Source organism: Mesorhizobium sp. WSM4820 (assembly GCF_055811075.1).
In genome coordinates this window covers 205,813-231,756 of record NZ_JBVVQN010000001.1, presented here as the reverse complement: position 1 = coordinate 231,756, position 25,944 = coordinate 205,813, and the positions used below count along the sequence as shown (strand labels likewise).

The window sequence follows — 25,944 nt, the reverse complement described above, 5'->3', positions numbered from 1 at the left end:
TATAAGTTGGTCATGTTGCTGTGTTCTTTTGTTCTGGTTACCGTGCCTCGCGTTCGTGCACAGGAAGTTGAGTCATGTATATTTCGATCGCACGGTCCTAGCATTGCGCAAGTAACCTACATGTTCGTTTCTGACGCCGGTGCCGAAGAGCAAGTGCATGGCAGCGGCTTCTTAGTGAGCTCTGATGGTCATGTAATTACTGCAAATCATGTACTGGAGCCTCCGGACGACGATGTGAAAGTAAAGACGGAGAAAGTTCTCCTGAAGTTTGGATCGATTTCAGCGCAGTCGGTTGAAGCAAGCATTATTGACCGCGACGAGTCCGCAGATCTTGCCCTACTAAAGGTTCCAACAATAGGGCGGGCATTGACCCCGCTACCGTTGGGGAAAAGTGGTGGTTTAAGTGTCGGTGCGGTCCTAACTGGTGCCGGTTTCCCGCTGAGTGATATAGCAGTCACGGAATCGAGTCTCATATCATCTCCAAACTCGTTCGTTGGAGGTAGTCTTCAACCTTGGTGGCAGACCTCACTGGCACTCAATCCAGGTAATAGTGGTGGTCCGGTTTTCGGAGCTTCGGGAACGGTTGTAGGTATAGCCGTAGCGATGCGAGACGACAACGCGCAACTAATAAGCTTTGTGGTCCCGATCCAATACGCTAGTGAATTGCTCCAAAAGTCGCAGGCGGAGTCAATAGAAGCTGGACCGTGCGCTGTTACATCGGTCGAGCGAATGATGCAGCAACGCATAGACGTCTTAGTTGCTCAGATAGCAAGCCTAGACGCTAAGATTAACTTCAGATTGTCCGAGTTGGAAGGTTCTACACGTGCGTCGCTCTCGGCTCTAAGAGGGCACACCGACGGTGCGCCTACCGCTGGACAGATGAACACCTATAGTGCATGTCCGGAAGGCCAATATGCGGTGGGCATATCTGGATTATCTGTGCCCGGCGGCAGATCTGGGTATCTGGCAAACCATCAAGTGCTCTGCAAGCCACTAAATGTCCAATAGAAGCTCAAAACATGCTGCTTAAATGCTTTCAACTCTGCTAATACTGGCGTCGATGCCAAATCGATCGTTTGCTGTCGAATGCGATCTAAAGGAAAAGACGGTCCATCAAAGCCGACATGACGGGGATCGGCGGCTTTATGTCGGATCAGATGGCATATTTTTCACATCCAGCATGGCGGTAAATAAATACGGATGGAGCGCCGAATTCATATCATCCTGATGACCCCGCTGGTACGAAGGGCAAGGCCATCAACACTATTTGCTATGGCGCTAATGCATACCGGAATCGGGACGAAAGCTAAGTTACGATAGCTGCCAGGAACTGATCAACGCTTTTAGGATTGCCAAGAAAACAGACTGGAATACTAAGACGTTTCCGCGGGTCGAATTTCTATGCAATTGCCACACAGTATGGTCGGCCCTGCAATGGGAGAGGCCCCTACGCTGGATATTTCGTTTCGATCCACTGCCAAAGTGCGTTTCAGCACGTACGCTGCTGCCGAGCCGAATTTAGTTGGATCTGCTTCAGGAATTGGGTTTGCGATTGGTTGCAAAGTAGACCGGACGGTGCGCGCAGCAGTTTTGTTTTCGGCGAGGGGCAGATATTCGGTTCCGTCTCGCATCGAAGCGGCGCAAGTCTACTCGATCGTGTGGTGTAGGCTGCGATGTTCTCGGCTGCGTCTCCAGGGCGGGTTGCTTACCCGAACACCGTAGCAAGGAGGCTGACCGCCGCGATTTTCGCCCTTAATGTGCACCCTCGCGATCATCAGTCAGTAGTGCACAGACGTATTCGAATAACATCGACGCTCCAACAGTCCATTCGAACCAATAACCCAGGCGTATTGCTCACGCGAATATCTTCAACGCGTGCTTAGTTCGTCGACGATTCGTTTCATTCTGATTGCGCGATTCTCGTTCCATTCCCCGCCTTCTCCGAAGCCGTAGTGGTGAAGACCGATGACATCCCCGAATGCATTGAACATTGGCGAACCCGACGAACCGCCAACGGTATCGCAGGAATGCGAAAAATCGGTCTCAGTGGCCCGACCATCTACGGGAACGGCGCTGACCAGGCAGTCCTTTTTCGAAATCTTCTTCGGCTCGCCGGCCGGATGCTGAACAATCATGATGTCCGAGTCCGGGGCTGGATCAATCCCGCTCAGTGGAAGTGTCCCCCAAATCGAGGCAGGACTTCCGCGCATTTGTAGCAATGAAAAATCAAGCTCTACGCTCGATTTTTCGAATTTCGCGCACTCAAACTGCTCGCCAAAGTGCAGCCGCCCACCCAGATCATGCTGATAGCCAAAAACTGCCACCGCGCTCTGGCAAGCAGTCTCGGAATTCACACAGTGATTGTTTGTCATGAGTTCGCCTGTGTCGATCAGGAAGCCTGTGCAGGTACGAGGGATGCCGGCTTCCATGAACAGCAGTCGCGCCACTGGACGTTCTATTCGCATTATGATCGGGTCATCTGCGTAGTTGGCTATAGATTCCTTCTCATCGACGCCCACGGTCGAAAGGGCCGCCCCCCCGTATGCCTGGTACGCGACCTGGTCAATCGCGAGCCGGAATCCCGCCAGCGATTCTGTCGCATACAGAGAGACCAGGGCATAGTCACCGGGGACCATAACGCTCCAGAATGTACCGCGATCAGGGAGTTCGGTAGCGGGGTATTCTTTTGCCACTTGGCCACTTCGATCTCGGATCCGCAAGACCGCTCCTGCGGGAGCTGCGCCGTAAGCGGTGATCCGAAGCCGAATGTACTGAGTCCCCAAGCGTTGGATCTCAGCCTGCCAGGAGGGATTGGCATTGTGGTCCGCGCTGAACTCCGGTGTCGCGTAGCTCGCGGCTTCGATCACGCCGTCCCGTTGAGCTTCCAGCTCCGCTCCACGCGCTGTGGTTAAAACAGACATGCTGAGCAGGAGGCCAAGCAACAATGCTCGCCCATCATGACTTTTGTCGGCAATGCCGCGGTGGATCATGTCTGCCTGCCTTCTATTCGAACATTGCCGAGACGAAGTCCCTTATATCACTGAGTTTGAATGAAACTTCCGTGCCGTCTTGATCGACTGCGATCGAAACCATTTGTGAGCGAGTCTCCAAGTCACAATGGGACTCCCTCATAAGTTGGCTGCCGCGATCGTCGGGATCAGAATTATAGAATAGAATATATCTATTCTGAATGTCGTCATAATACATGCGGCGCAATGCTGAGCGCGAAACCTCAAATTGTCCTACCGCTCGCCTGCATCTTATGAATTCTGGACCAAAATCAACAAGTGTCCCTGTGTGCCTTTCTATATTCCCGTTAACCTTGATCTCCACGTAGTCGTTGGCCATGTCTAGCGCCCGTTCCACATTAAGGCGGCCACCCTTGATTTTCGGGAGAAGCTCATTAAACAAATCTGACGTATAGATGAGACGGCTTTTCACCTCACTTGGAAGAAGATTTGGTTTGCTATCTGAAAAGTGCGTTTCATACATCGAATAAATGAGGGAGGCTGCAGCCGTGACTTGCGGTGCAGCTTGCGAGGTACCCGACATTGTTCCGGTCCTGTTCTTATATGTTGTACTTAGTACATCCTGAGCTATCGCGCCGATGCCAAACTCCTTCCCCCAGTTCGATCCCCGTTCTTCGTTCTTGCGCCAAAGACGAGGTGAATCTTTCTCATTGTTGAGGCCGACAACGGCAAGGACATTCGGAGAAGTCCGATAGCACGCGGGATAATCTTCTCCGCAATTACTACCTTCACGCGGCTGCGCTGCGTTGCCCGCTGCGACCACGAACAACGTTCTCTGTTCCAAGGCTCTGATGCCCTGCTCTATTACGTCAGCGTTTCCGTGATTGAAGTATTGCCAGCTTATGTTTACAGCTTTAACCGGCGATACAATAAAAGAGCCTATCTTCTCCGCGACCTTTTTTCTGTAATTGAAATTCTGTAGTTGAAGAGTGTCGATGCCGACAAATGTCACTTTTGCAAATGGATTGAGTCCGACCACCCCCTTATCATTAGCCGCCGCCGCGATGATGCCAGCGACGTGCGTGCCGTGATCATCGGGGGGATTAGGTTCCTCAGTCATCACAATGCCGCAGTCGGCAGCCTCAGCACGCTCAGACTGGACGCTCGGGACGAGCAGAAGTTCATCGATCTCCAGGTTTCCGATTAGGTCGCAATGGTTCTTGTCGAGCCAGGTATCAAAAACCGCAATATTAATTGGCTGTTGATACCCGGCGGGAACGTCGTCGCCCTTTGCGAAGGGGTGGTGAATCAAATCGAGAAGCTTTGTTTGCTCTGCAAAATGAGCGTCGGTGAAGCTTTGGGCTTTGGCCGCGCCAAATGACGAAATATTGTCCGAGAGTGCATCCAAGCTTATATCCGCAGGTGCCGATTTCCGGACCATCCTTTGCCATTTTGCGGCAAAGCCCGAGAAGCGATCGGCATCCGCCTCTGTTTCGACCTCATTCATCGTCTCTAGGCTCTCGACTACGGACCGCAGTTTGCTGCCTTCGATCCCGGTGAGAACCAAAGCAGTTTTGACACCTTGAACGGGTAGTAGGATCGTTGTTGGCCGGTGCTTGAACTTCCGCTTTGGATCGAACTGTGCTGGGTTCAGGCGCTGCACGAGTTCGGCGCAAGAGATTTTCCAGAAGGAGCAGTCAATGTTTTGCCTGGTGGCCAATTCAACCAATTCTTTTGCCTGCGTATGGGGAAACGCCTCAATAGTGGTATCACTTTCGAATTTCAGGTCTGGAACCACTACCGCGCTGCTCGCATCGTTACTCCACCGACCCTGGCTTTTCCGATAGCCGCCGACGTGGCTATCCACCAGATCGAGTTCCTTCTCGGACACGGGATATCTGTCACGGCTGCAGATTCCGGGATTGATGTCGCACATCACGGCGTCCACGCCTTCCGGGAAGAAATCTCCGAAGAACAGCCGATCCGACCGCAATATCTGTTCGACGCGCGTCTCTGCTGGCGCAGTAGTAGCGGCCGCGCGTGTAGGCAAGTTGCCCGTGTTGTAGAGGACCACATACAGCTGCTCCATCGCGAGCGCCAGGTCGCGGGCGTTGCGGTTTCCCGAGCGCCATTCGACCTCTATTCCTGGTGCAGGCCGCGGTTCGGCCGCTTGTGCCTCGAAAGGAGCCCCGATGCCGACGGCAATGACAATAACTGACATGCACTTTCGGAATGCCGATCCTTCGAGCATTGTTGCCTCCCAGGAGAAGAAGCCGTCTGTTGTCAAACTCGCCCCCGGTCCGACCGCTTATTCCAATGCGTAGTATTCAATCCTCACACCGTATTTTCCGTCCTCGTAGCCCCGAACCATGACAGAAGCGGCCTGCTTCGCGGCCGGTACGTCTACGGAACAAACCTCTTCCGCCCCGGTAGTATAGGGTCGGCAGTCATAATCTGTCTCGTTGGCAAGTGCGTCGAACTTCAGATAAAGATCCGGGTCGCCAGGGTTGGTACTGGCTCCCAGGAGTTGGACTAGGAACGGCGTGCCAGGAATGACATTGAACGGGCCATATCGGACCTCCCTACCCTTCGCCACCTCTTGATCATTAAACTTTTCAACCTTGGGCTGCCCTGCGCCTTGCAATTTGCAGACCGCAGTGTCAATCGTGAATCCTGCCGCCGGCCCATAGAGACACGCGATCCCATTCTTGTCGAAATGCGTCAGCTTAAGAGACCAGTCGCCTTGTCCATTGCACTGCGGATAATGCATCGTCGAGAATGCGTCGTAGCTCGTCAGTGGCCGCCAATCATCGTCTTCGAAGCAGGTGCCCGAGTCTGGCCGGGTGTGCTCATGGCGAAATCCAAGTGTATGTCCGAGTTCGTGGATTAATATTCCAGTTAGCGTGAGATTTCCGTTAGGGTCCAACTGGAAACTCGACTCGTCAATTAAGACATTGCGGCTTGGACGAGACTCGTGGGGAAAGAATGCCCTGGCCAAGTACTCTCCAAAATTCACCGGCCGTACGTCAAAGACCACTGCGCTGTTAGACGGATTGCACCCGTTGTCCTCGGCTGCGAGGTGGAGGAAATCCACGTCGCCTGCGGCTTCCCAAGCCTTGGTGGCTGCCTGCATGGCTACCACCACTTCGGGGTAAAGCTGCCCGAATGTATTGCTCACGCAGTACGTTATCCCGCGCTTTTCCGTCGCACTCCAAACTGCGTCCAGCCCTCCAACCTGGTGGACGATTAGTTCCGCCAACTCGCCGGTAGGTGTTGGCGGCTTATTCTTCACATTGGCTTCGAAGAATTCCTCCAACTCCTTCTCGTTGGCGATTGCAGTATCGCCGTTGACGATGAATTTCCCGCCGTCAAAGGGCTCCTTGTATACGGAAGCCTTGAACTGCTCGAAGGTCATCGGCGCGCTTTCGACCCGCTTGGTTTCCGCTAGTTCCCCTAGCTTTTTCCTCGCTTCCTCGGGCGTGGGCTCTTGCGCCGCACTCGGAAATGTCAGGATGAAGCTCGCGAGTGCGGCTCCGATTGCCATTTTGCGGTGGTTCATTGTCTTGCCTCCTCCAGGCGCCGTTCTCATGTGATCTTGGGCTATCTCAGCGAGGGCACGACTCGGCCTTGAGTGACACCAGGTCGACGCCAGCCACTATCGTTGATGCATTTTGCCACGCCACCTTTGCGGCATCTTCGTCGGCAAATTCTACGCATAGCCGTCTTTCACCTTCGAGCCCGATGCGCTCCTCCACGATGCGAACAAGGATGTTGTCATCACGTTGCATACGCTCGATGATGCCGCGGATGCGCTCAAGCGCCGAAGAGGAAGTATCAGGCACTCCGCTCCCCCGAGACAGCGCGTAGACCGAAAAACTCGATCCCTGAAATTTCTCTTGAGGCATGACTTCGTCCGCGTTCTGCCGCTCGAACGACAAAATTTGAAGCGAAACTGCCGTCAATAAGGCTACAATGGGCAAGCAAAAACACAAAGCTGGTGAAACAGTAACATCTGCAGCCATGAGCACACGGAATGACACGACGCCCTCGGTCTGTTAGGCAGCAAGTCGCTGTACCTTTGACTATCCCTATCTCCTGGTCAAACGACAAATAACCCTCGCCCCAAGGCAGCGTTATTATAGGGATGCGTCTTAGAAGCCGTCGAATAGAGTGCCTAAAGTGTACTTGATTGTCAACTATCTTTTTGATGGCGATTGCCGCTCGACGACGTATAAAGAGAACAGAGCCCGATAAAATGGGCCTTATTTATAGGTGAATACAAGGACTTATCTTTGGAAGATCTAATCTCGGCGCAACAGTTCGGTACACCTTTTCCCAATTTATCGAACGGCAACATAGCTCCAAGGACGCCGGATGTCGGGCGTGACCTGGCAATCAACGACCGCCTGCGACGTGACGATCTGTCTCGAGTAGCGATCTAGCGAGCCGGATCTCCGTTCTTGCTGAGCTCCATCATGAATTCGACGCCCAGCTTGGAGAATTTCGCCTGGCGTAGGCGAAGCCGCGGTGCGCCAGCCGATCAGAAATTCCTTCCACGCCGGAAGATGGATCGCGATGGCGATGGAGTGGCGTGCGAAACGCTGTGTTAGTGAGCGACCATCGTCCATTGAGCATTTGCCGGATAGGGAAGTTTGGGGTGTGGGGGAGTATGGGGACCGGTCGACGTGCCGCAGTTTCGGCTGCGATGGTTTTGGCGCTTGCAAGCGCATCATGCACAACCTCGCAACAGGCCCTAAACGAGAATCCGAGTGCCGTCAGCACTTCATCTGCGCCAACTATTTATCGATGACGAACTCCAGCGGCATGCCGTTCTCTACTCCATCGAACAACACGAGCACGCGATAGGTTTTTTCAGATTCTTCAAGCACGAGCAGTGTTTCCGCGCTGCCAGCGGATGCGACGCCGGGAAGTCTTCCAAGTAATTTTGCCCCATCTCCGTCCTTTCCACTCCAATACCAGACCGATGGTTGAGGCGACGGCGGGGTTCTTGGCTCTCCGCAGGTGAATTGTTGGTCGCCGCGCTCATCGTCACTTCGGCCCGAAAGGATGAGCACTCCGTCTGCGACTTTGGCGAGATCACGAATCCCGACATTGTCGCCAAGCGCCAGCTTACTGGTTGTCGCGACTGGCACCGCATCTTGGAACAGGCCATTCACTGGAACCCGCATGACAAAAGCGGTCGTCAAGACGCAGGGACTGCGCAGCCCAAACAGCACGTCGCCGCCGCTCACCGCTATACCCTCAACCGTCACCCCATTGCGATCCAGCCTCTGCTCTGCGTGGGCACCCACCTCAGTCGCACTCTTGATGGCGTCACGCAATTGAGTGGTCCTGGATATCTCTGGCGCCGGGATGCTATCGCCAAACGCAAACGGCGGACGTCCTGTGGCTGGATCGACGGGGATGCGCAGCAGGAAGAATCGCGACGGCTGCAACGCCCCGGTTCTCGAGAGGCCGTGGGAACCCATGACATAAAAGTATGATGCTTCGCCAGACGCGTCAGCGGGCGCGTACGCTACCCCCTCTGCATCGATCTCATCCATCTCAACGCCGTCAACTTCATCGGGTATCAACCTTATCACTTCTCGAGGCGTGATGTTTCTCCCGCTAATATCGAAGAACTGGGCGTACTTCTTCTCGTCGTTTATCGCAAAGCAATGACCTGTACCCGTGGCGCAAGCGGCACCGCTCAATGCCTCTCGCGCTTCGGCATTTTTTTCAAAATCCGGCGCTACTGTCCAAGTTTCGGGAGATTGGACAATGTCTGACCAGGAGACAGTCGGGGATAGGACGGTCAATACAACTAGACAACTCAGGCGCACTGATTGCCTCCGTTGCTGTTGTGGCCAAGCATCCTCAAAAGCTTCCGCCGGCTAGCGGAACTGAGAGATGTGCCCGCGCGTCTCATTCAGTGTCCTGGCATCGTGGTGCAGTTCTGCTGTCCCCCATTCCGCGGGCCTCGCCCACTGCGGCATGCGAGTGCATCCGCCTGGGCAGTCATACGACATAATAGTACGGCGGCGGTTAGCGGGATCCATGTAGCCGTGACCATATGCGAAGGGACTTGACGAAGGATCAGCCTCTGGGTTGTGTCTAGCTCCTTGCAAATGCCCAATCTCATGCGCAAAGGAATAGTAGCCTGTTGCGCAGTCATGATAAACTAGCGCAAAGGCAGAGTCCTTTTGAGCTAGGATTCTATCAGCCAATCCACAGTACGAATTGTTATTAACAACCAGTACAACAATGTCAGCTGCGCTGCTATCTCTCAACGCGTGTATCTCATCCATTTTGCCATCGGTACTTGATACCAACGCAGCTAAATCATTATCAAAGGAACCTGTCTCTTGATGATCTGTTAGTATAGGTTCCGCCGTTGCCTGAACAGCACTTATAAAAACGCCGGAATCCTTATAGGATGCATTAATTTCCAAGAATGCTAGCTTCACCAATCCAACCACGTCCGTTACGTTTTCAACCACTTTCGGGGTGTAAACTACAAGTATTCTTATATCAGTGACTGACGTATCTCCGATCGAATTCTGCTGCAATGGAGGAATATCTTGGAATTCGCCGCCCTGCTGATACGATTCGGGGTGCTCGGCTGGAAACGCCCCCACCTTGAAGAGCACGTGGGCGGATCCACCAAGCGGCCGAATCCGGTAAAGACCGGTTTCGGTTTGGATTGAGCCTGTGATGGAATCCCCATTCACGGCAAACGTTGACTGGCCAACTGTGCCGAGCCCGGTTGTTTCGAGCGACTCGGTGTCTCCCGAAAACGAAAATTCGCTGTTAGTCTGATTGACCTTAACATCGGCCGCCACTTCAACTGGTGCCCGGCCAGGCAATGGTATCGTGAAACTGTCGGCCGCACGAAGCTTGGCGACGTCGACACTGACAACCCGCAAATCTTGTGTGGTAGGTAGGCTTTGCAATTTTGTCAGAGCTTCAGATTGTGCTGGAGACAAGTCTCCTGCTGTCATGGCACTTATTATGCCTTCCTGGGCCATTGCTTCTGCTAACGGACAGCACAAGGCAATCAGGGTTCCTAAAGTGCGAAGCTTCATCTTAGTTCTCCTTTGCATCCTACTCGTGCCTTGGCACCTCGAAAAAAGCGATAACGAAGCAAGAGGCAGATATTTGGAAGGGAGCAAACCGTTTCTACTACACGCCTTGTTTAATATAAAAAATAGTCAGTACCTCCAAATATCTATCAACATACCTCAATAAGCAATAAAAAAGTTGGCCCCCAATATTTTCAACCTCCAACATGCGAGCTAGGTCTTCGCCGGATAGCCAAGACCACTCTAAAGCAACTCGACACCCAGAATCTCAATCGCCGAGTCAATTGGAGTGGCAGAACCATCCGCCCTGGTTACAGCAATGATAAGGGAAGATGCGATCGCCCCATGGTTCAGCCTATTTGGAACTGAAAGGTAGATGTCGGCTTTCTCACCAGGGCGTAAAGGTTCGAAAAACGCGGATCCTGCCGCATCTGCCGGCATATCATCAGCATTAGCGCCAGCAGCTGAGAACTGACGATCAGTCAGCTCCGCTTGAACAATCAGTTTCTCCTCAGGGTTAACACGCAAGGGGCGAAGGGTAATCTTCACGGTGATAACCGGTTGCTCCAGCGTTTTGGCAACCTGGGCCGCCAGCGAATAGACGAAGGCGGCACGGCCCGTGACTACATTCGGAGCGGTCAGCTGAATATTTTCCACGGCTGAACGGCAATAAGGCGGATCCTTGATCATTGCGCTGCCGACGCTTTCGGCCCGAGTCCCAGTCAGTGTGCTACCGCCGACAAAGGCAAGCATGGCAGCGGAACGCAGGAAGGACCTCATTCGCCGCTCCATCATTGCCTACTTAAACGCCTCAAACGACGTAGTAGTGAAAATGATCCCGCCAGAATTGCGTCAGGCTGACAGAACCGTGACTTTGCTAAACGACACGCTCGTGTTGTCCGGGACGTCCTCTGCCACTGGGACAGCCATCAACTGCACCTTAATGCTATCCACCGCAACTCGTCCCTGCCCAGCGAGCGAATGCATTGTATCTGATAGGTCAATGTAAACATCGCCGTTGTTGCCATGGCCGGCGTGAGCCCCGCCCAGACCGAAAAAGGAAAAGACCCCCGCGCAATGGGGATCATAAGAAGGGGTGTCTGGCGACAGATACGGACAGTTGACAAATACACCAACAACGATCTTGCGGTTATGAGGAGGTTTTACTCCCTCAATACGCGCTAGGATACGCCGCTGCTCCAGTGCCTTCAGCGGCATCCCGAACGCATCAGGTGCCTGGAAGACACGCACATCCGAAAGTGTCTTAATAAGATTAGGCACCTCGACGGCAACCGATTTTTCAACGTTCAGCTCCGCGGCACCTTCAACGGAGCTTTCTCCGATAGCCGCGGGAACGGTCAAATCCAAATTGTTGAATAGTGAGTTGTCGCCACTATCGAAGGTCTCGAGTTCCAGCCTATCTGCATTTCCTGCGATCACCGCGGGCTCAAGCGTGTCATAGGTGTAATCGAAGGAATTTACCGACAATGCACCGGTCGATGTCACATCGGACACCGGGTTGCCGGCTACATCGACAAAGTTATTGCCATACGAATTGCCGGGATCGGCTGAGGCATTCCCTGCGGCCTGCCATTCAGCCCAAAAGCGGTCAATGTTGCAATGATGGAGCCAGAAGATCGGGTCCAGCGAGGAAACGCCATCGCCCATATGCCCGTTCGCACCACTGTTCGAACCGACGGCCACATGAGCATTGTTGTGTGGCTGCCGTTCGAGCAAGCGCCTGAATACATCGAAAGAGGTCTGAGCTCGAATGCTGTCAAGCGTGGGTTTGCGAAATGAATTGGCGAACTGCGGTATGGACACAATCGTCTGGCCCTTTGCGACCCCGCGGGCTCCGACCGTTGCGACAGCATCCGGCCCCCAATTATCGTCCTGCACATTCGATTCATCGTTCCAATGAACCGCGTCCAGCTTAGATCCATCAAAGAACGGGTCTGGCACCTTGCTATTGTTTTCCTGCCAGTCCCAGTAAGCGAGCGCAAAATCTGGCTTGCCAATCATCTCGCCGCAGATTTTTTCGAAGAAGGAGAGATACCAGCGATGCCAGTGGACAAAATCCGCAGTGCCATGGGTGCAATGGCGGATATGGATTAATGCTTGATTGCGCCAGCTCCTTGGATCAGCAGCGGGCAGTTGATGCAAGGCTTCGACAGCTTGAGCATAGTCGGAAAAGAATGGATCGGTCACCGCCATCGTCGATGCATTTCGCCGGACGCGAGCCGGCGCTGACCATGCAACACGACTGAGCATGATAGCGGGAGCAAAAACTCCTGCAGCAGCTCCTGACATTAACAAATGGCGGCGTGAAATCATGGCACCCCTCCCAACAAAGCCTGCGATCCGATGGCGATCACCGCCGTCGCTAAGCCGCAAGCAGCCAGCAGCATCGGTTGCCGGCATTATGCGCTGGGTGCAGATAAACCAGGCGCCAAACGCGGAGGCAGCCGGTTTAGTTTGAACCGTTGATAATCGGTTCAGCCAGCCCAATTCCACGGTCGAAGACTGCTCGCGAGACCTCGACAACATTGCGGCCCGCTTCGTGATGAAACATTGTCTGGGCCAGAAACCACCGCGAATCAGCGTCTGACAAAGGAATCTGCTCGTCGATACCGACCCGCCTGCCGAAATAATGAATCGAGTGCGTCTCGTAGGCTTCCGCGTATGTGCGCACCTGCGGGGCATCATCATCATTGATGCCAGCATACAACTTCGCAAGCTCACGAAAGCTAGCATTGCCGCTAGCTGCGAATCCCGCACGCTTGCGCATCCAGTACCACCAGATACCGGAACCTGAGACGCGCGAAGTAAATCCTGGGATTACGAGTCCGTTGCTGTCGCGAAATGCGTCGTTGACCTGATAGCCGGGCCATCCTGGCAGATAGCCATAACCCTTTACGACATAGTCAGCTGGTTCAGCTTTTGGAGTTAGCGCGGCAAAATTATTCGAGCAGACAGATTTAGGGCGGCATTCGAGTGATAGGTTGAGAGTACCATCCCCCTGGGCAGGCGCACCGCCATCCCCGGGTGTGCAGTTTTGGCCATCGAGCGGGCTTGCAAGCGCCGCCGCAAGCGTCTCGCCCGCATAGGAGAACCTCAAGCAGGTCTCGACCGGCTCCATTGTAGTACAAACCGCATTCGCAACTTCGAAGCGCGGGCGTTTGCCCGAAACGTCAACAGACAGTGCACTCTCGGCAATAGGTCCTGTCGCCGGGAAAAATCGGTCTCCGCATTGTTTGTTGTACTGGATGGCCTCGCCTTGATATTTTGAAGAAACAGCCTTTCCCCTGAATAGCACAGATTCACGAGCCACCGCCTCAGCAAGGTCCACTCGCGGCCGTACGTACACCATTGTTCTGTCGCCAGCGGCCGACTTTCGCAGACCGACGATCGAACAGTTGTGGAACCAGTAGTTGTCGAAAGTTTGCCCGGCGACGCTTCGAGGCATCGGCGCTAGTACTGTCTGGCTGCAACTAGCGCCGAACTGGCTCGGCTGCGCGCTTGCACTGTCGCTTGGCGGAGGCTGAATGCCGCCAGCCGTTCCCGGCGCGTACTCCCTGACGTAGGAAAACTCGAGGCTTTCTTCCACAAATTCGGGTGTACAGTTCGGAGTTCCGTCCGGATTGTTAGTATGCGAGAAAACCTTTCGCGTTCCGGAAACCCTAACGAACTGAAAGCTCGGCGCGACAGGTCCCTGTGCGTCAAAGAGCTGATCGCCGCATCGGCTGCTGTAGTGCCGCGCGCGACCGATGTAGGAAGTATTGTCGGACACCCCTTCAAATAGCACCGGGTTCTCGCGCACAACATCCGCCAGCCCGGGGCGCGGCTTGTAGTAGACAAACTTTCTGCCGCTTCCGTCCTTTACGAGGCCCACTATCGACCCGTTGTGGCACCACAGCGACGTGAAAGAATTGGTCGCTTCAGTGCCGATCGATGGCTCAACATCTCCAGCGCAAGACGTGCTCGCGATTGGACCGGTCTGACCAACGCTGCCCGCGCCGGGCTGAATTTCAAAACGTGGATCGAACTGAAGCATTCCGTTGCCGTCGACAACGAACGTATTTCCAAGCGCTCGCTGATAAGCGACGATAAGCGACGGTAGGGGATCGACATGGCGGTAGCCAGTGGGGATAGCCACCTTTGCCTCGAGATGCAGATGTATTGACGTGGCATGGAGCGAGCCGCTTGCTTCAAAATAGTTCGAAACCTTTCCGAGCTGAGCGCCTTTCGCCTTGTCGCCGTTGGGTAGGATATCCTCCATGTGGAGGTAATTCCAAATGATCCCGCTTTCGCCAGTGAATTGAACGACGTTCGATTTTCCGCCCTGGAAGTGCGACCGTCCTTTTTCGAGTGCGACGCCGGCATAGGTGCGGGCCTGCGGTTTTGGCGGACGGCAGTCTTGGCCCTGGTGGATATTTTTTGTCGGGCACACCGACGGTGCATCCTTGTGACCGCGGATCTCGCAGATGTTCGTCGTCCAGGGGAAGTGATAGTTCTTGATGTCATTGCTGCTGGTACCTGGCAGCCTGTGCTGCCCGTTCCATCCATTTCCGCCATAACCAAAAATCTGCGAATTGCAGTACATGTGCTCGCCGTCTGCCGGATCGATGTCCATCGGCAGCCGTATGTTTGGATTTGCGACAAAGCGAGGATTGACGTTTGGTCCCGTGCCGCCTTCGGTCGGCACGAGGTGGCCCAACGCATAATAGGAGAATAATGCTGGCGACCGTTCCAGGTCAGTAACCTCCATCGACAACGCCGGCGCGAACGCTATGCCAGTGAGAATAATGGAGAGAGCAGTGACTTGAGACTTGCGAGGAAGGCCCATCAGTCTATTCCAACGGAGATGAGGACGACATTCTCCACGAGCTTGTCGGCAACTATTTGCGAGCAAGGAACATTAGCGCCACCGCACATGTAGGTGAGCGTGCACGGTCGCCCGGCAATCAGGAACTGCCGCTCTATCCCCTCATCTCCCTCGGCTTCCTCCACGCCTGCCTGAGCGGTATCAGCCGGACTGAGGCTTCGTTGAGCAGAATCCCTTCCGATCGTGTTTTGACGGTGGGAAGCTTCGAGCTCAACTTCCTTCGTCTTGCGGTCAGCGTCTCTAAAAATTTGCTCAAGCTCTACATTATAGATCCAGTCGCAGCGAAGATTGGCGCTTACATCCGGATAGTTTGTCGAGAACCATCCCTGCTCTGGAGGCGAGAAGGTGGTACTGTCATTCACACGCAGCAGGTTGCTGTCGAGTTCAGGGATGACGGGCGCCAGATCTTTAAGCGCTGGCTCCGCGTTAGGGTCTTCAATTGCCTCGCGGGCAATCTTCGGTACGTCAATGACCGCGAAAAACCGCCGTTCCCTCTGGTCCGCGGAACTCATTCGCTGCAGACCCAATATCACAGCGGACTCGCTGCGATTAAGCTCCTCAGCGGCGTCCCTGACAATGCTGTTTGCGCTAAGCGTGTCGAATGACGCTGACGCATTCCGCTGCGCAAAGTCGCGAAGATTCAACGCGCGCTCGACGTTCTCGAGCTCTCTGACTTCCGGTGCGTTGCGGTCGATCGCGACAACCGAGAAAGTGCTGTCCTGCGCCTGACTTTGTACCAAAGGAAATGCCACCGACAAGCCGGTCGCGGCGAGTATGCGTACGTTCAGCATCACCTCACCACCCTTCCGAAATTCTTAGGAGCCGCCTCTACGGAGAAATTTGAAAGTGCTTGTGGATAATAACACAGCGCATGCGGCGCGCAAGCAGCAATACATATATACTCGTCTCTCTTCCGGTATGTTTTAACAGGCTGACTTAAACTTTAATGTAGGCTATGGCTCTTGAACCGTGTTAGTTTGCAATTTATCGCTATCCAAAGACCTCCGGCTCTAAGATAACAAAGAGAATCAGCCAACGGTAGCCAGGCGCGAGGCAACTTGTTTCGCCGCTTTGTGCCGGTCATTTTGGCTTAGTAACCGTGCGGAGCACCGGCAGCAAAGTCTGGATCTGATGCAGAGCCGCCTCTTAATGCTGGAAGCCATGCTAGCGAGTGCTGGACTGCTGTAGGATGGCATAGACAACGTGCGACGGGGGACAAAGATGATGTATGTTCGGATTGCGGTTATTTCGAGCTTATTCGTAGCAGGTGGGTGTGCGAGAATACAATTTCAGGGAGAACCATCTCACGACGCGCTTACTTACTATGAGCCAGTGCCATACCTATTGATCCAGCAAGATTCGAAATGTGAAAAGGTTGCCCGGGTGGTATCGATTCCCGGACGGAAGCGTGGGTTAAAGCTGAATTCCGGGTATGGTAGCGCAGATCTATCGGTGACGATGACGGCCGATGGCATCATTACAAATCTCGGACAGAAGACCGACACCAAGATTCCCGAAACGATTGAGGCGGTGACAGGGCTAGCCGGACTTGTGGCCAAGGCCGACGCAGCACCGGCGCAGTGCCCGACACGAGCCGCTATGTTTCCGATCATCGATGGCCGCGTTGCCACTCAATCGCCGCTACCGATCTCGTTCTGAGGCTTCCTAGGATAGATCGCTGTTTCAATTGTTCAGCTTTGTTCAGTTCCCGGCAATCGATACACCGGGTAGAGCTTGCAGCAACGGAGCAATGGAAGACGCCGTGACAGCCTTATTCAACTCATCACATTCGCCGTCATCGCGTAATTTGAACCCAAGATGGTGGAGGCCAACCATGTTTCCGTCGCTATCATATATCGGTGCTCCGGAGCTGCCACCCTCGCTGTCACATCTGTGCGCGAAGTCAGTATTGATGCTCCCGTCTTTTCAATTGGGCAAGGTTGTACCAACGGAGCATCCTTGACTGATCTGTTTAGGCAGACATTGCGGATGGTGAATCATTCGCAGCCGCTCTCCCTGAGCGACCGGATCGGTTCTTAACTTTACCGGAAACGCGGGAGAGCGTCCGCTGGTCATGGGGACAATTTCTATAACTGCCATATCCATCGACGGATTACGCTCCACGACCCGTTTGCACGCATACTCCATGCTAACGCTGTCGCCATCCCACGACATATCGACTATGGTGTTTTCGCAGATATCTCCTTCCCAAAAGTTTTGATCAGCCCAATTCGGCCGGCCGCCGCAATGAAAATTGGTTAGAAAAAGCACCTCCGGCTCAACTGCAATGATCGCACCCGAACAACACCAAGTGGCCACGCCGGTCGCACTCGATCCTGTGAATGTCGTCATCATTCCTATCGATTCACCAGATGGCCTCATGTTGCGGCGTATCCCACATCTTTAGTGCGAGTTTTTCAGTCTGTGCCGCATACATGCGGCGAGACGTACCGGCTTGTAACACAAGGGCTTCCCAAGTTTCGGGGCAATGCATTATCGTCGAGCGCTGTGCCTGGTCAGAGCAGAACGCGGATCAATATCGGCTTCATGAAGGACACCGCGCTGGTGCTGTGGAGCGGCCTCGTGGAGCTGCTGCGCTCTTCGCAGATCACCGTCACCCCGCATCCAGGAGCCACTCCTCGTGCTCCCAATCGCCGGGCTGATTTATTTCCTCATGAGCTTCGCCTCGGCGCGCAGATGGAGAAGAGGCGGCGCGAGAATGATTGAGATTGCTAACGGTTAAATCCAGGTCTACTAAAACAAATTTCTAGACTCACACGCCAGATTTGCCCCAGTATTTGCCCCTAAACAGATGGGCATTTCGGGATGCTGAACGTGGTGCGAGCAGGTGCGTACGCCTTGGGATCTGCGATCGTTTTTCTAATCGTTGGATGCAGCTCAATCGACTATCGAAAGCTCCCTTCAGGCCAACTGTCAGGAAGCCTCTTCGTTATGTGGGTCGGTGAGGGGAACAATTCCGGCGACGGGAATTTCCTGTTCGTGCCAGACCCAAGAGATCCATTGATCTTCCATCGAGCAGACCCATCCTCTCCGGGGAGCACAATCCAACCGGGCCTGATGTACACAGATGGCGGCTCGATCCCAAAGATTGCGCAAGTCTTCAAGGGGCTGTCGCCTTGGGGCTACGCGCCAGCTTACATGATCCATGATTGGGTCTTCATTGCTCATCACTGCATAGTGGACGGCAGCACCGAGAAGCGGTTCGATCAGGTTCGCGGAGTCGAATTCGACGACTCAGCCGAAATTCTTGGCGAAGCCATCAAAGCGTTGATCAACGCTAAACAAGTGGCTCCCAACGACGTGGCGCCAAGCGCCATAACAGCTGCCGTCGGAAGCGTGGTTGCCAAGAACCTTTGGGGTGAGAAAGGGGCATGTAAGTTGCTGCAGGTTAGCGCGGAGGACATCGCGGCTGCGGAGGCCGCTATCCCTGGCTCGACTAGTAAGGCGCGGAACTTGAGAACCTTCCAGCTTCCCGAGGCGGCGATTGTGCCTGCAGTTCCTCGGGCAAAGCCCGCAAAGATCGTCGCTCGAGTGACATTTTGAGGTGCCTGAGAGGTCTTTGCTGAATGCCACAGTCACCAACAAAAACATTAGATCTGGAATTGGAGCTAGACAGGTTTGCCCTTCGCTCCTTCTGGAGATCGCTGACCACGATTACATCCGCGCACGCTTTGGCAGTCGAGCGCGATTGCCGTCGCAGTTTTTCCAAATTACTACTACTACTGATCCACCGGATCAAAGCCCCGAAAATCTCCATGATCTGGGAGCCGGTCTGAGACTGCTCGAGAAGCTGCCGTTCGCGCTTGACCTATCCGATGCGACGCGGCTCGCCCCGAGCCATGACGATCTGGCGCGTTCGCCGATCTCGCCCGCCGATGAGGCGCCGTGACTTGGAAAGGGCGCGACGTTCCAATCACTGGCGTCCAATTTGCCGTCGACAAATGTTGTTACCATGGAAGCATGGGTGGAGATCATAAAGGCCAACGGCATGGGCGTCAGCTTTGAAGGTCGAGCTGACGCCCCAAAATGGTTCTGCAATCGCCAGAGAGGCTGGTCATCCCTGCGCATGATGATAGTGGCAGCGAGGGCGCGTCAGTACTCGTCGGCCCGCATGATCGTCATCACCCGCGACGTGACGTTTCGGTTGGACGGGTCGGGCGAATGGTACCGGCGGCTTAGGTCGTAGTAGTCGATCTTCCAGATGATTTTGATCCCGCTGACCGTCATGACCGCGCAATCGTGCTCGCCATAGGGATCTTTCTCGCGAGTGAAACTATCGAACGCGGTGATGGCCGAGATGATATCCCTGATCGCCGAGGGACCGAGGGACGTTATCCCGGTGGTGATGACGATGGTCCCGCCAAGGCGCCGGACTCTCAGGTCGTCGTTGAGTAGCCTGGTCTCGAGGACGGTCTCGTCGAGCGCCCGGCTGATGTCAGTGGATTCCCCAAAGAGCGTTTCTCGTTTCTGGTTCGTCATGGTCTTTCCCTTTCTGGACACGGTTGGTCCTTTTCTGGCCGGCGCCATTGCCGGTCAGTTCCTGCATTCGCGTTCTTGTTAGGTTGGAGTGGTTAGCCCGCGTCAGACGCAGGCAATTCAGGCGAGGGCTCGCCAGCCGGGAACGCTCCCGGACGCCACCATCCTTGCTGACACGTCTTCCAAATCACGTAATCAACGGTCGAGACACTGTCTCCCGATTGTCTCGACAGTCGTCCGCATAGCTCCTGGACCGTCTCGCCCGATTGGCTCGCAACTCTTTCTAACCAGACATCGGGTTTGGCCACGTCAACGCCGAGGTTTTCGCCAAATGATATTTCGTAATGCCGCCGATATAGGGAAGAGTTTCGCAAAACTCGATAACTTCCTCAGGACATCGCTGCCAAGCCGCATTGAAATCCTCAAAGTATTCCGATCGGTTTGACATAACCTTGTTGATGGATTTCTTCTTTCCTGGATGACCAAACGTGTCTCACACCTGTCCCGCCTCGATCAACGATGGTTTCATCCGGGTCCAAATGTCTTTGGCAACCGCCCACTTCATTCCGCTATTGAGGATGACGTACGAGACTCTTAGGGCAAAATCGGTTGCATCGGTCGGAGGGGATTTCGTCTCGACTTTGTTCATTGCGTCCGGATCGAGTTCCGTGACCTTCTTCCGGTAGTAGAAATATTCCTCCAGGGTCACCGAAAAAAATCCGTTCTACTAGAATTGTGTCCGTCTCTCGGTGATCTGGTCTCAGTGTAAAAGTGACATTTCACACTGAAGGAACGATCACCCGAAATTCTACTAGATTTTACTGTCAACGCCTCCTCCCCTTCGAATGAGAATGATCTCGTCCGGATCAATCTGGTAAGGAACTCTCGGATCGCGGAGCGAGCACCGCGCCCGCTGCAAAACTTTCATCGAGCCGGAGTCAAACAACTGGATCGTTCTCGCGGTCATTCGATAGGCAACCGTCCAATGATCGTGGCGACCAGAGAGACCGATGATGGCGACCTGATTGTCGCCCAGGCCCTCACCCAACGCGGCCCACAGATCGTCGAACCGACGGATTTTCGACGTCAATGTCGTAGCGATGATTGACGTCTCGAGTACCTCCCGGAGGTAGTTGCAGGCAGCCTCGACGAGGGCATGGACAGTCGGAATTTCGATACCCAGTCCGACAGTCTCATGGGCCGTCACCCGGTTTGTCGTCAGACTTTCTGACAGGACTTGGAAAAGGCCAATCGACCTCTGACGTCCCAACTCCGGGTAGAGAAATCGGACGGCGTTCATGACGCAATAGATCCCACAAAGGCTATCCAAATCTCCTTGATTGAAAAAGCGCCGGGATCTTCTCGGCGACCGGCATCCTCAAAAATCCGCGCGCGCGAAATCGGTCTACGGACATCGTCGTCTCGGTCAGACATCGTCGATATCTCAGATCATGGAAACAATACGGCGTTGGGCATCGGTGTCGCCGTCGATGTAAGTCTGTGTCATCGACAGCGATCGATGACCGGCGAGAAGCTGGACGTCGCGAAGGCAACCTCCCGCGCGGTCCGCGGATCGCGCTGCCGTTGTTATGAATGTCCGGCGTCCCAAATGGGACGAACACCCCTCGAAGTCTAGCTCTCGGTAGAGCTCGACAAACCAATTGACGATGCTGTTGGGCTTCATTGCCCCACCGCGTTTGGAACGGACCACGGGGCCATCGCCGCCCTCGTCTTCTCTCAACATAGACAATGCGCCTTTGAGACTGGGATGCAGAGGAATTCGTCGTCCGGATTGACGTTTCGCGATACGATCCTCGATCACGACCAGGTTCCCAATCCTCCCCTTTGGATCGAGGAGCATGGACCACTCCAACCCGGCAATTTCGCAGGCTCTCAAGCCAGCCTTACAGGAGAGCAGGATGATCACCCTATCCCGCATCGGACGGGAAGATTTGCGCGTATGCGCCAGCATTTTGCGCAACATTGAATCGGTGACGACCTTCGCTTGACGACCGGACATTTGGGTTGCGCTCCAGGGATGGGGACAACTCCAGATTATAGGTATTTAGTCCTATTTTCAAGCCGAAAAGGCGCCTACGGAGCGCCTCTTGTGACGATATGACCTCCGGATCTCCTGTTGAACTGACCGTCGGGTTTGCCGAGCTCCAGGTCGCTCACCCTGGGTCCAAGGGGTAAAGCCAACGCATCTTTACATTTGGGCGCCGTTTCCCGTTTTCCAAGCCAAGGACCTATTGCTGAGTCAAACTCGCGCGCTCCCCGAAGGCCACCAAAGGTGCGGAACCTGAAGCCCGATCAAGGCTGTGAAACCAGCAGTTGGCAAGACCGGTGACTGACCTCCCGGTTATCACAGGGGGCCTCCCCGGAGATTCGATGGCAGCAGGCTCTGTTTATGGGAGGGCCATCCGATGAGCAGAGATTCCTGGCCGCAACTGCCGGACTTATCGGCCTGCTATCGGCCTTATGGTTGCCGCTTCAAGTTGCTAGTTTGTTGCTAGCGAGGCAATCCGACGGATGACAGGCAAATGAGGCAGGGGTAATAATGTTTAAATTCAGTGATTTATATGGTGGGCGATGACGGGCTCGAACCGCCGACATCTTCGGTGTAAACGAAGCGCTCTACCAACTGAGCTAATCGCCCGCTCCGGGGCGGACCTTTAAGCAGTTAGGACGGGGTTCGCAAGGCCAAATGAGCGGACAACGCCCTCGCCGCTGGTCGTTTTCGGCGGCAAAATCCGGCTTGTCAAAAAACCTTCTGCTGTTTGCTGTTATGCTGTCGCGCTCCGCTTGACACCCGGTGGCTTACGCCTTATCCACCGCCCCAACGACGAACACGGCTGACCGTGCTCGTCTTGCGCGGGTGTAGCTCAGTTGGTTAGAGTGCCGGCCTGTCACGCCGGAGGTCGCGGGTTCGAGCCCCGTCACTCGCGCCATTTTCAATCACTTAGCTGATTGGAAATGTAAAAAACTCTGAATGCCGGACCGGCAATTCAGATATTCGGGTCGACCTTGGCGCCCGATAAATTTCAACGCTTGGCCTGATTTTCAGAGACCTGTTCGATCTGGCTCATCACCGCTTGCGGATCGACGTTCTGAGCTAGCTGAGGCGGTTTCATCATCTGCCGGCGTTGGTACCTTCAAACGCTCCGTCAGGGCGGTTTCGATCAGTCGCGTGGTCTCATGCTCGTTGAGCAGGCCGATCTGCAGATCCAGCTCGGCGCGGTGCTCGCTCAACGCTCCGCGAGCTGATGCTTGCACGTTCGCCGACCAAGCTCGGGCGCGGTTTCCGTGCAGAATTCCGGCCCCCGTGCTTCGCTGATCGGGGTCGCCTATTTTTGCCTCGGGTCTTCCAGGCCGATGCCAATCTGACGGAAACGGCCCGCCCGACGTTCGATGACGGCTTCGGCGAGCGAGCGGGCGGCGTTGCGAACTTCTTCCTGGATTGTCTCGTCGGCGTCGAGTTCATCATGGCTTGTAGCGTACGGCTTCCAGTAACCGATGTAGCGGTCGAGCTCGGCGCTGGGGCCGGCCGGCGACAACTTCATGAAGCGCAGCCAGTCGGCGATGGAATGCCGCACATTCTCCGCACCTTCGACATCGCCGTGCACGATCACAGAAAACAGCCTGCCTGCCAGATGACGCGGATAGTCCCACCCGGCCAGTTCTACCTGCTTTGCCTTTGCCGCATCCTTGCCTTGTGTCAGCGAGGGGTCTGGATTGCCACCGTCAGCGCAGACAAGCCTGTCCATCATCAGTTTGACAGGCGAGGAAACCTGATACCAATTCACCGGCGAGATGATCATGACGCCATGGGCGGCGACCCACATCGGGTAGATTTCGTTCATCCAGTCCTGAACTTGCCCAAGCGAATGGTTGGGATAGCAGGAACAGGGCCAATGGCAGAGCGGGGCGGCCGTCGAAAAGCACGCCTTGCACGGATGGATGTTCCTCCCGTATTCGGAAGCAAGCCGCGACAGATCGAGAATTTCGACTGCAAGTTTCGTTTCCTTGTCGATGGTCTCACGGGCGATTTCGGCGAGCCGGAAACTCTTCGACATCTCGCCGGGACAGGTGTGCTCGCTGCGCGACGATCCGTTGATGATCAACAGACGCGGCGGCACCGTTAGATCCTCGTACCGACGCTGCGCCTGCAGCACGGCTTCGTGCGCCGCAATCCAATCGACGGACAGATCGTAGTCGGGGTCGCTGAACGCAGGTCCGGCTTTCCTCGTGATCGGGCTCTTGCGGGAATCCGCATAAGCCTGCCAGGCGATCGAAGCGATTTGCTCAATCGACTGGGCGAGCGGTTCGAACGCCGGGTCGACGAATTGCTGCTTGTACCTCGCCTTGAAGGCTTTCTCACTCAGTCTGGGACTAGCCATGCCCTTGCGAGGCGCCGGGGCTTTCCCGGCAAACTTGCCAACGAGACCAGCCATTTCCGAATTCCCTTTCCCGAATTCTCGTCCTGGAACGCGCAAGATTTGCAGTGATTTATTCGCCCGTTCCGTCGGCGCCTCCGTGAAAGAAGGATCGAATTTCCTCCCTGTCGATGCTGTCGTCGCCGTCCTCGTCGACGGCGCTGAATATCCGCTCGACAAAATCCTGAACCTCGGTTTGAGACAGCGCACCATCGCCGTCGGCGTCGACTATGGCGAACATCATTCGCATCCGTGCGCCATGCATCATCCCGCCTCCCATATGGCGCCGGTCATGCCTTCGGAAATCGCGATGCCAACGGTCGTCACCTCGCCGCTCTGCTCGCGGGCGGCGATGCTCCTGCATTCTCTCCTCCAGCATCTCGGTCATCATCTCACGCATCGTTTGCCGCATGGAGTCTTCGGTTGGCCCGCCTGGCGACGGCTGTGAACCCTGCGCAGGTGCGGCGGGCGCAGGCGAGCTCGTCTGGGATATCGCCGGCGAAGCCAGCATAGCCAACGCCGCGGCAATTGCTGTGGTCTTGCTTGCTGATGTCATCGTGTTCTCCTTGGAGAATGGGTGGACCGAACGTGTCGGCATCCAAGCCAAACCCGCTGCTCGCCGCATGGTTCCTGGCGCGTTGGTTGATGATCGCTGCATGTTGATCCCGGCCCAGAATAAGACCGCTCTGTAGGGATCCTTCGCGCCCCCTCTGTCCTGCCGGACATCTCCCCCACGAGGGGGAGTCGGCCGTCATCAATGATTTCGCCAACCACCAACCTTGCAAAAAGGGCGCTGCCCGCGAAGCTGCCAATCTCCCCCTTGTGGGGGAGATGTCCGGCAGGACAGAGGGGGGCGCCTCGCTCCGCGATCAAAGGTATCACCGTGCCGAGCTACTAATACAAAAGCTTCAACTCCCAGTTTCCTGGGAGTTTCGACTTTTTGTATCCGGTGCGTCACAAGCCGGCCATATGCGTTTGTGCATTGGATTTTCCCAGGCCCGGTTCCCACTTTCGGGTCCGATGCTCTAACGGAGAAGAAGCCTTGGATGCCCTGAAATCGCTCATCGAATCGCGCCGCTTCGACCTCGCGATCATGGTCCTGATCCTGATCAACGCCGTCACGCTCGGCCTCGAAACCTCGCCCGACGCGATTGCTGCCTTTGGCCCGCTGCTAACGGCCATCGACCGCGCGATCCTCGGCGTCTTCGTGCTCGAACTCGCGATCCGGCTGGTCGTCTACCGGACGCGTTTCTTCCGCGATCCATGGCGCATCTTCGACCTGTTCGTCGTCGGTTTCGCGCTGATCCCCACGACCGGCTCGCTCTCGGTGCTGAGGGCGCTGCGGATCCTGCGGGTGCTGCGCCTGATCAGCATCGTTCCTTCGCTGCGCCGTGTCGTCACCGGTTTCATCACCGCCCTGCCCGGCATGGGCTCGATCATGCTGTTGCTCGGGCTGGTGTTCTACGTCTTTGCGGTGATGGCGACGAAGCTCTACGGCGCGTCGTTTCCCGAACTGTTCGGCGGCATACCGGCGTCGCTGTTCACGCTTTTCCAGGTCATGACCCTCGAGGGCTGGTCGGACGGCGTGGTGCGCCCGGTCATGGCGGTCTATCCGGCCGCCTGGCTGTTCTTCATCCCGTTCATCATCGCGACCTCGTTCACCGTGCTCAACCTGTTCATCGGCGTGATCGTTTCGGCGATGGAGGCCGAGCATGAAGCCGTGGAATCGGCCGACAGGGCGACGCTGCACAGCGACCAGGCGATGATCCTGGCGGAATTGCAGGCACTGCGGGCGGAGGTCCGCGAATTGACCGGCGTTCGCGGCTAGAGCGCCTCCGCGAGCATTGCAAAACACCGACGGCGGCTTGTGATGGGTGCCATGAAAGAGCCCGCCGCTTCATTTGCGAAGCGGCGGGTCCCCCAATACCCCCTCGATTGCCAGGTCAAGATTGCCCCCCGGCTTCGCTGACCGTGCAATTGCGGCGCCAGACCCAGTGACCCATTACGGGACACCTATGCCAAAGACGCAAGACGGGTTTGGCGATTCATATTCACTGTGGCTAATATGTCACCGT

The 25,944-nt window shown here is 55.3% G+C and carries 24 protein-coding genes, 2 tRNA genes and 1 pseudogene; 8 read left to right on the top strand and 19 right to left on the bottom strand.

Annotation, left to right across the window (positions count from 1 at the left end; genetic code table 11):
- The first annotated feature begins 120 nt into the window (after window positions 1-120).
- A complete protein-coding gene (locus tag AC0L2R_RS01160) occupies window positions 121-1,008 on the top strand; it encodes a S1C family serine protease (protein ID WP_473507452.1) in 888 nt (295 codons plus the stop codon).
- 860 nt (window positions 1,009-1,868) lie between these two features.
- Here the strand turns inward: AC0L2R_RS01160 and AC0L2R_RS01155 are convergent.
- From AC0L2R_RS01155 to AC0L2R_RS01140, 4 genes are read right to left on the bottom strand one after another with little or no spacing between them, the layout of a single operon-like run.
- Window positions 1,869-2,990: a trypsin-like serine peptidase gene (locus AC0L2R_RS01155; protein WP_473507451.1), complete on the bottom strand. Its 1,122-nt coding sequence runs from the start codon at window positions 2,988-2,990 to the stop codon at window positions 1,869-1,871.
- A gap of 13 nt (window positions 2,991-3,003) precedes the next feature.
- Window positions 3,004-5,220, bottom strand: coding sequence for a S8 family serine peptidase (locus tag AC0L2R_RS01150; protein ID WP_473507450.1), 2,217 nt, complete (start codon window positions 5,218-5,220; stop codon window positions 3,004-3,006).
- Between the two features lie 57 nt (window positions 5,221-5,277).
- Window positions 5,278-6,528 (bottom strand): matrixin family metalloprotease, encoded by a 1,251-nt coding sequence (locus tag AC0L2R_RS01145; RefSeq protein ID WP_473507449.1) that lies wholly within the window; start codon window positions 6,526-6,528, stop codon window positions 5,278-5,280.
- 46 nt (window positions 6,529-6,574) lie between these two features.
- Entirely contained in the window at window positions 6,575-7,009 is a 435-nt protein-coding gene (locus AC0L2R_RS01140; protein WP_473507448.1) for a hypothetical protein, read from the bottom strand.
- 435 nt (window positions 7,010-7,444) lie between these two features.
- Here AC0L2R_RS01140 and AC0L2R_RS01135 point away from each other — a divergent pair, with 435 nt between their 5' ends.
- Complete coding sequence (locus AC0L2R_RS01135) at window positions 7,445-7,579, top strand: excalibur calcium-binding domain-containing protein (RefSeq protein WP_473507447.1); 135 nt, start codon at window positions 7,445-7,447, stop codon at window positions 7,577-7,579.
- A gap of 186 nt (window positions 7,580-7,765) precedes the next feature.
- On the opposite strand, the gene AC0L2R_RS01130 is transcribed toward AC0L2R_RS01135, so the two are convergent.
- The 6 genes from AC0L2R_RS01130 to AC0L2R_RS01105 all read right to left on the bottom strand — a co-directional run bounded on the left by AC0L2R_RS01130 (window position 7,766) and on the right by AC0L2R_RS01105 (window position 15,727).
- On the bottom strand, window positions 7,766-8,683 hold the full coding sequence (locus AC0L2R_RS01130; protein WP_473507446.1) for a DUF3616 domain-containing protein: 918 nt from the start codon (window positions 8,681-8,683) through the stop codon (window positions 7,766-7,768).
- Window positions 8,684-8,863: 180 nt separating this feature from the next.
- Window positions 8,864-10,054 (bottom strand): M12 family metallo-peptidase, encoded by a 1,191-nt coding sequence (locus AC0L2R_RS01125; protein ID WP_473507445.1) that lies wholly within the window; start codon window positions 10,052-10,054, stop codon window positions 8,864-8,866.
- A 240-nt stretch (window positions 10,055-10,294) separates the two neighbouring features.
- A complete protein-coding gene (locus AC0L2R_RS01120) occupies window positions 10,295-10,831 on the bottom strand; it encodes a hypothetical protein (protein ID WP_473507444.1) in 537 nt (178 codons plus the stop codon).
- 72 nt (window positions 10,832-10,903) lie between these two features.
- Window positions 10,904-12,385 (bottom strand): tyrosinase family protein, encoded by a 1,482-nt coding sequence (locus tag AC0L2R_RS01115; RefSeq protein WP_473507443.1) that lies wholly within the window; start codon window positions 12,383-12,385, stop codon window positions 10,904-10,906.
- Between the two features lie 136 nt (window positions 12,386-12,521).
- Entirely contained in the window at window positions 12,522-14,897 is a 2,376-nt protein-coding gene (locus AC0L2R_RS01110; RefSeq protein ID WP_473507442.1) for a M23 family metallopeptidase, read from the bottom strand.
- Complete coding sequence (locus AC0L2R_RS01105) at window positions 14,897-15,727, bottom strand: hypothetical protein (protein WP_473507441.1); 831 nt, start codon at window positions 15,725-15,727, stop codon at window positions 14,897-14,899. The genes AC0L2R_RS01110 and AC0L2R_RS01105 overlap by 1 nt, the downstream gene beginning before the upstream one ends.
- Window positions 15,728-16,388: 661 nt before the next feature.
- Between AC0L2R_RS01105 and AC0L2R_RS01100 the strand changes: the two genes are divergently transcribed.
- On the top strand, window positions 16,389-16,595 hold the full coding sequence (locus tag AC0L2R_RS01100) for a hypothetical protein (protein ID WP_473507440.1): 207 nt from the start codon (window positions 16,389-16,391) through the stop codon (window positions 16,593-16,595).
- Between the two features lie 267 nt (window positions 16,596-16,862).
- Here the strand turns inward: AC0L2R_RS01100 and AC0L2R_RS01095 are convergent, their stop codons facing one another.
- Window positions 16,863-17,291, bottom strand: coding sequence for a trypsin-like serine peptidase (locus tag AC0L2R_RS01095; RefSeq protein WP_473507439.1), 429 nt, complete (start codon window positions 17,289-17,291; stop codon window positions 16,863-16,865).
- Window positions 17,292-17,477: 186 nt separating this feature from the next.
- Between AC0L2R_RS01095 and AC0L2R_RS01090 the strand changes: the two are divergent.
- Window positions 17,478-17,679 (top strand): annotated as a pseudogene (locus tag AC0L2R_RS01090) (amino acid ABC transporter permease); the annotation flags it as partial.
- A gap of 83 nt (window positions 17,680-17,762) precedes the next feature.
- On the top strand, window positions 17,763-18,500 hold the full coding sequence (locus tag AC0L2R_RS01085; protein WP_473507438.1) for a hypothetical protein: 738 nt from the start codon (window positions 17,763-17,765) through the stop codon (window positions 18,498-18,500).
- Window positions 18,501-19,049: 549 nt separating this feature from the next.
- Here AC0L2R_RS01085 and AC0L2R_RS01080 read toward each other — a convergent pair.
- The 5 genes from AC0L2R_RS01080 to AC0L2R_RS01060 form a co-directional block, all read right to left on the bottom strand.
- On the bottom strand, window positions 19,050-19,436 hold the full coding sequence (locus AC0L2R_RS01080; RefSeq protein ID WP_473507437.1) for a DUF3768 domain-containing protein: 387 nt from the start codon (window positions 19,434-19,436) through the stop codon (window positions 19,050-19,052).
- A gap of 490 nt (window positions 19,437-19,926) precedes the next feature.
- Window positions 19,927-20,142 carry a hypothetical protein gene (locus tag AC0L2R_RS01075; protein WP_473507436.1) on the bottom strand — a complete coding sequence of 72 codons (216 nt, stop codon included), beginning with the start codon at window positions 20,140-20,142 and terminating at the stop codon, window positions 19,927-19,929.
- A gap of 102 nt (window positions 20,143-20,244) precedes the next feature.
- Window positions 20,245-20,733 carry a hypothetical protein gene (locus tag AC0L2R_RS01070; RefSeq protein WP_473507435.1) on the bottom strand — a complete coding sequence of 163 codons (489 nt, stop codon included), beginning with the start codon at window positions 20,731-20,733 and terminating at the stop codon, window positions 20,245-20,247.
- A gap of 144 nt (window positions 20,734-20,877) precedes the next feature.
- Window positions 20,878-21,453 (bottom strand): tyrosine-type recombinase/integrase, encoded by a 576-nt coding sequence (locus AC0L2R_RS01065; protein WP_473507434.1) that lies wholly within the window; start codon window positions 21,451-21,453, stop codon window positions 20,878-20,880.
- A 563-nt stretch (window positions 21,454-22,016) separates the two neighbouring features.
- Window positions 22,017-22,092 (bottom strand) — tRNA-Val (locus AC0L2R_RS01060).
- Between the two features lie 215 nt (window positions 22,093-22,307).
- Between AC0L2R_RS01060 and AC0L2R_RS01055 the strand changes: the two genes are divergently transcribed.
- Window positions 22,308-22,384 (top strand) — tRNA-Asp (locus tag AC0L2R_RS01055).
- 112 nt (window positions 22,385-22,496) lie between these two features.
- On the opposite strand, the gene AC0L2R_RS01050 is transcribed toward AC0L2R_RS01055, so the two are convergent.
- The 3 genes from AC0L2R_RS01050 to AC0L2R_RS01040 form a co-directional block, all read right to left on the bottom strand.
- Entirely contained in the window at window positions 22,497-22,685 is a 189-nt protein-coding gene (locus AC0L2R_RS01050) for a hypothetical protein (protein WP_473507433.1), read from the bottom strand.
- 95 nt (window positions 22,686-22,780) lie between these two features.
- Entirely contained in the window at window positions 22,781-23,887 is a 1,107-nt protein-coding gene (locus tag AC0L2R_RS01045) for a flavodoxin family protein (protein WP_473507432.1), read from the bottom strand.
- A 55-nt stretch (window positions 23,888-23,942) separates the two neighbouring features.
- Window positions 23,943-24,260 carry an EF-hand domain-containing protein gene (locus AC0L2R_RS01040; RefSeq protein WP_236473745.1) on the bottom strand — a complete coding sequence of 106 codons (318 nt, stop codon included), beginning with the start codon at window positions 24,258-24,260 and terminating at the stop codon, window positions 23,943-23,945.
- 19 nt (window positions 24,261-24,279) lie between these two features.
- Here AC0L2R_RS01040 and AC0L2R_RS01035 point away from each other — a divergent pair, with 19 nt between their 5' ends.
- Both AC0L2R_RS01035 and AC0L2R_RS01030 read left to right on the top strand, forming a co-directional pair.
- Window positions 24,280-24,561 carry a hypothetical protein gene (locus AC0L2R_RS01035; protein ID WP_473507431.1) on the top strand — a complete coding sequence of 94 codons (282 nt, stop codon included), beginning with the start codon at window positions 24,280-24,282 and terminating at the stop codon, window positions 24,559-24,561.
- Window positions 24,562-24,911: 350 nt separating this feature from the next.
- Entirely contained in the window at window positions 24,912-25,697 is a 786-nt protein-coding gene (locus AC0L2R_RS01030; protein ID WP_091591469.1) for an ion transporter, read from the top strand.
- Window positions 25,698-25,944: the final 247 nt, after the last annotated feature.

What these genes read in the sequence shown, in the direction of transcription:
- AC0L2R_RS01160 (WP_473507452.1), top strand. Translation starts at nt 121, where the DNA reads ATGTTCGTTTCTGACGCCGGTGCCGAAGAGCAAGTGCATGGCAGCGGC.
- AC0L2R_RS01155 (WP_473507451.1), bottom strand. Translation starts at nt 2,990, where the DNA reads ATGATCCACCGCGGCATTGCCGACAAAAGTCATGATGGGCGAGCATTG.
- AC0L2R_RS01150 (WP_473507450.1), bottom strand. Translation starts at nt 5,220, where the DNA reads ATGCTCGAAGGATCGGCATTCCGAAAGTGCATGTCAGTTATTGTCATT.
- AC0L2R_RS01145 (WP_473507449.1), bottom strand. Translation starts at nt 6,528, where the DNA reads ATGAACCACCGCAAAATGGCAATCGGAGCCGCACTCGCGAGCTTCATC.
- AC0L2R_RS01135 (WP_473507447.1), top strand. Translation starts at nt 7,445, where the DNA reads ATGAATTCGACGCCCAGCTTGGAGAATTTCGCCTGGCGTAGGCGAAGC.
- AC0L2R_RS01125 (WP_473507445.1), bottom strand. Translation starts at nt 10,054, where the DNA reads ATGAAGCTTCGCACTTTAGGAACCCTGATTGCCTTGTGCTGTCCGTTA.
- AC0L2R_RS01120 (WP_473507444.1), bottom strand. Translation starts at nt 10,831, where the DNA reads ATGAGGTCCTTCCTGCGTTCCGCTGCCATGCTTGCCTTTGTCGGCGGT.
- AC0L2R_RS01115 (WP_473507443.1), bottom strand. Translation starts at nt 12,385, where the DNA reads ATGATTTCACGCCGCCATTTGTTAATGTCAGGAGCTGCTGCAGGAGTT.
- AC0L2R_RS01110 (WP_473507442.1), bottom strand. Translation starts at nt 14,897, where the DNA reads ATGGGCCTTCCTCGCAAGTCTCAAGTCACTGCTCTCTCCATTATTCTC.
- AC0L2R_RS01105 (WP_473507441.1), bottom strand. Translation starts at nt 15,727, where the DNA reads ATGCTGAACGTACGCATACTCGCCGCGACCGGCTTGTCGGTGGCATTT.
- AC0L2R_RS01095 (WP_473507439.1), bottom strand. Translation starts at nt 17,291, where the DNA reads ATGATGACGACATTCACAGGATCGAGTGCGACCGGCGTGGCCACTTGG.
- AC0L2R_RS01085 (WP_473507438.1), top strand. Translation starts at nt 17,763, where the DNA reads ATGCTGAACGTGGTGCGAGCAGGTGCGTACGCCTTGGGATCTGCGATC.
- AC0L2R_RS01080 (WP_473507437.1), bottom strand. Translation starts at nt 19,436, where the DNA reads ATGACGAACCAGAAACGAGAAACGCTCTTTGGGGAATCCACTGACATC.
- AC0L2R_RS01070 (WP_473507435.1), bottom strand. Translation starts at nt 20,733, where the DNA reads ATGAACGCCGTCCGATTTCTCTACCCGGAGTTGGGACGTCAGAGGTCG.
- AC0L2R_RS01065 (WP_473507434.1), bottom strand. Translation starts at nt 21,453, where the DNA reads ATGTCCGGTCGTCAAGCGAAGGTCGTCACCGATTCAATGTTGCGCAAA.
- AC0L2R_RS01045 (WP_473507432.1), bottom strand. Translation starts at nt 23,887, where the DNA reads ATGGCTGGTCTCGTTGGCAAGTTTGCCGGGAAAGCCCCGGCGCCTCGC.
- AC0L2R_RS01040 (WP_236473745.1), bottom strand. Translation starts at nt 24,260, where the DNA reads ATGATGACCGAGATGCTGGAGGAGAGAATGCAGGAGCATCGCCGCCCG.
- AC0L2R_RS01035 (WP_473507431.1), top strand. Translation starts at nt 24,280, where the DNA reads ATGGAGTCTTCGGTTGGCCCGCCTGGCGACGGCTGTGAACCCTGCGCA.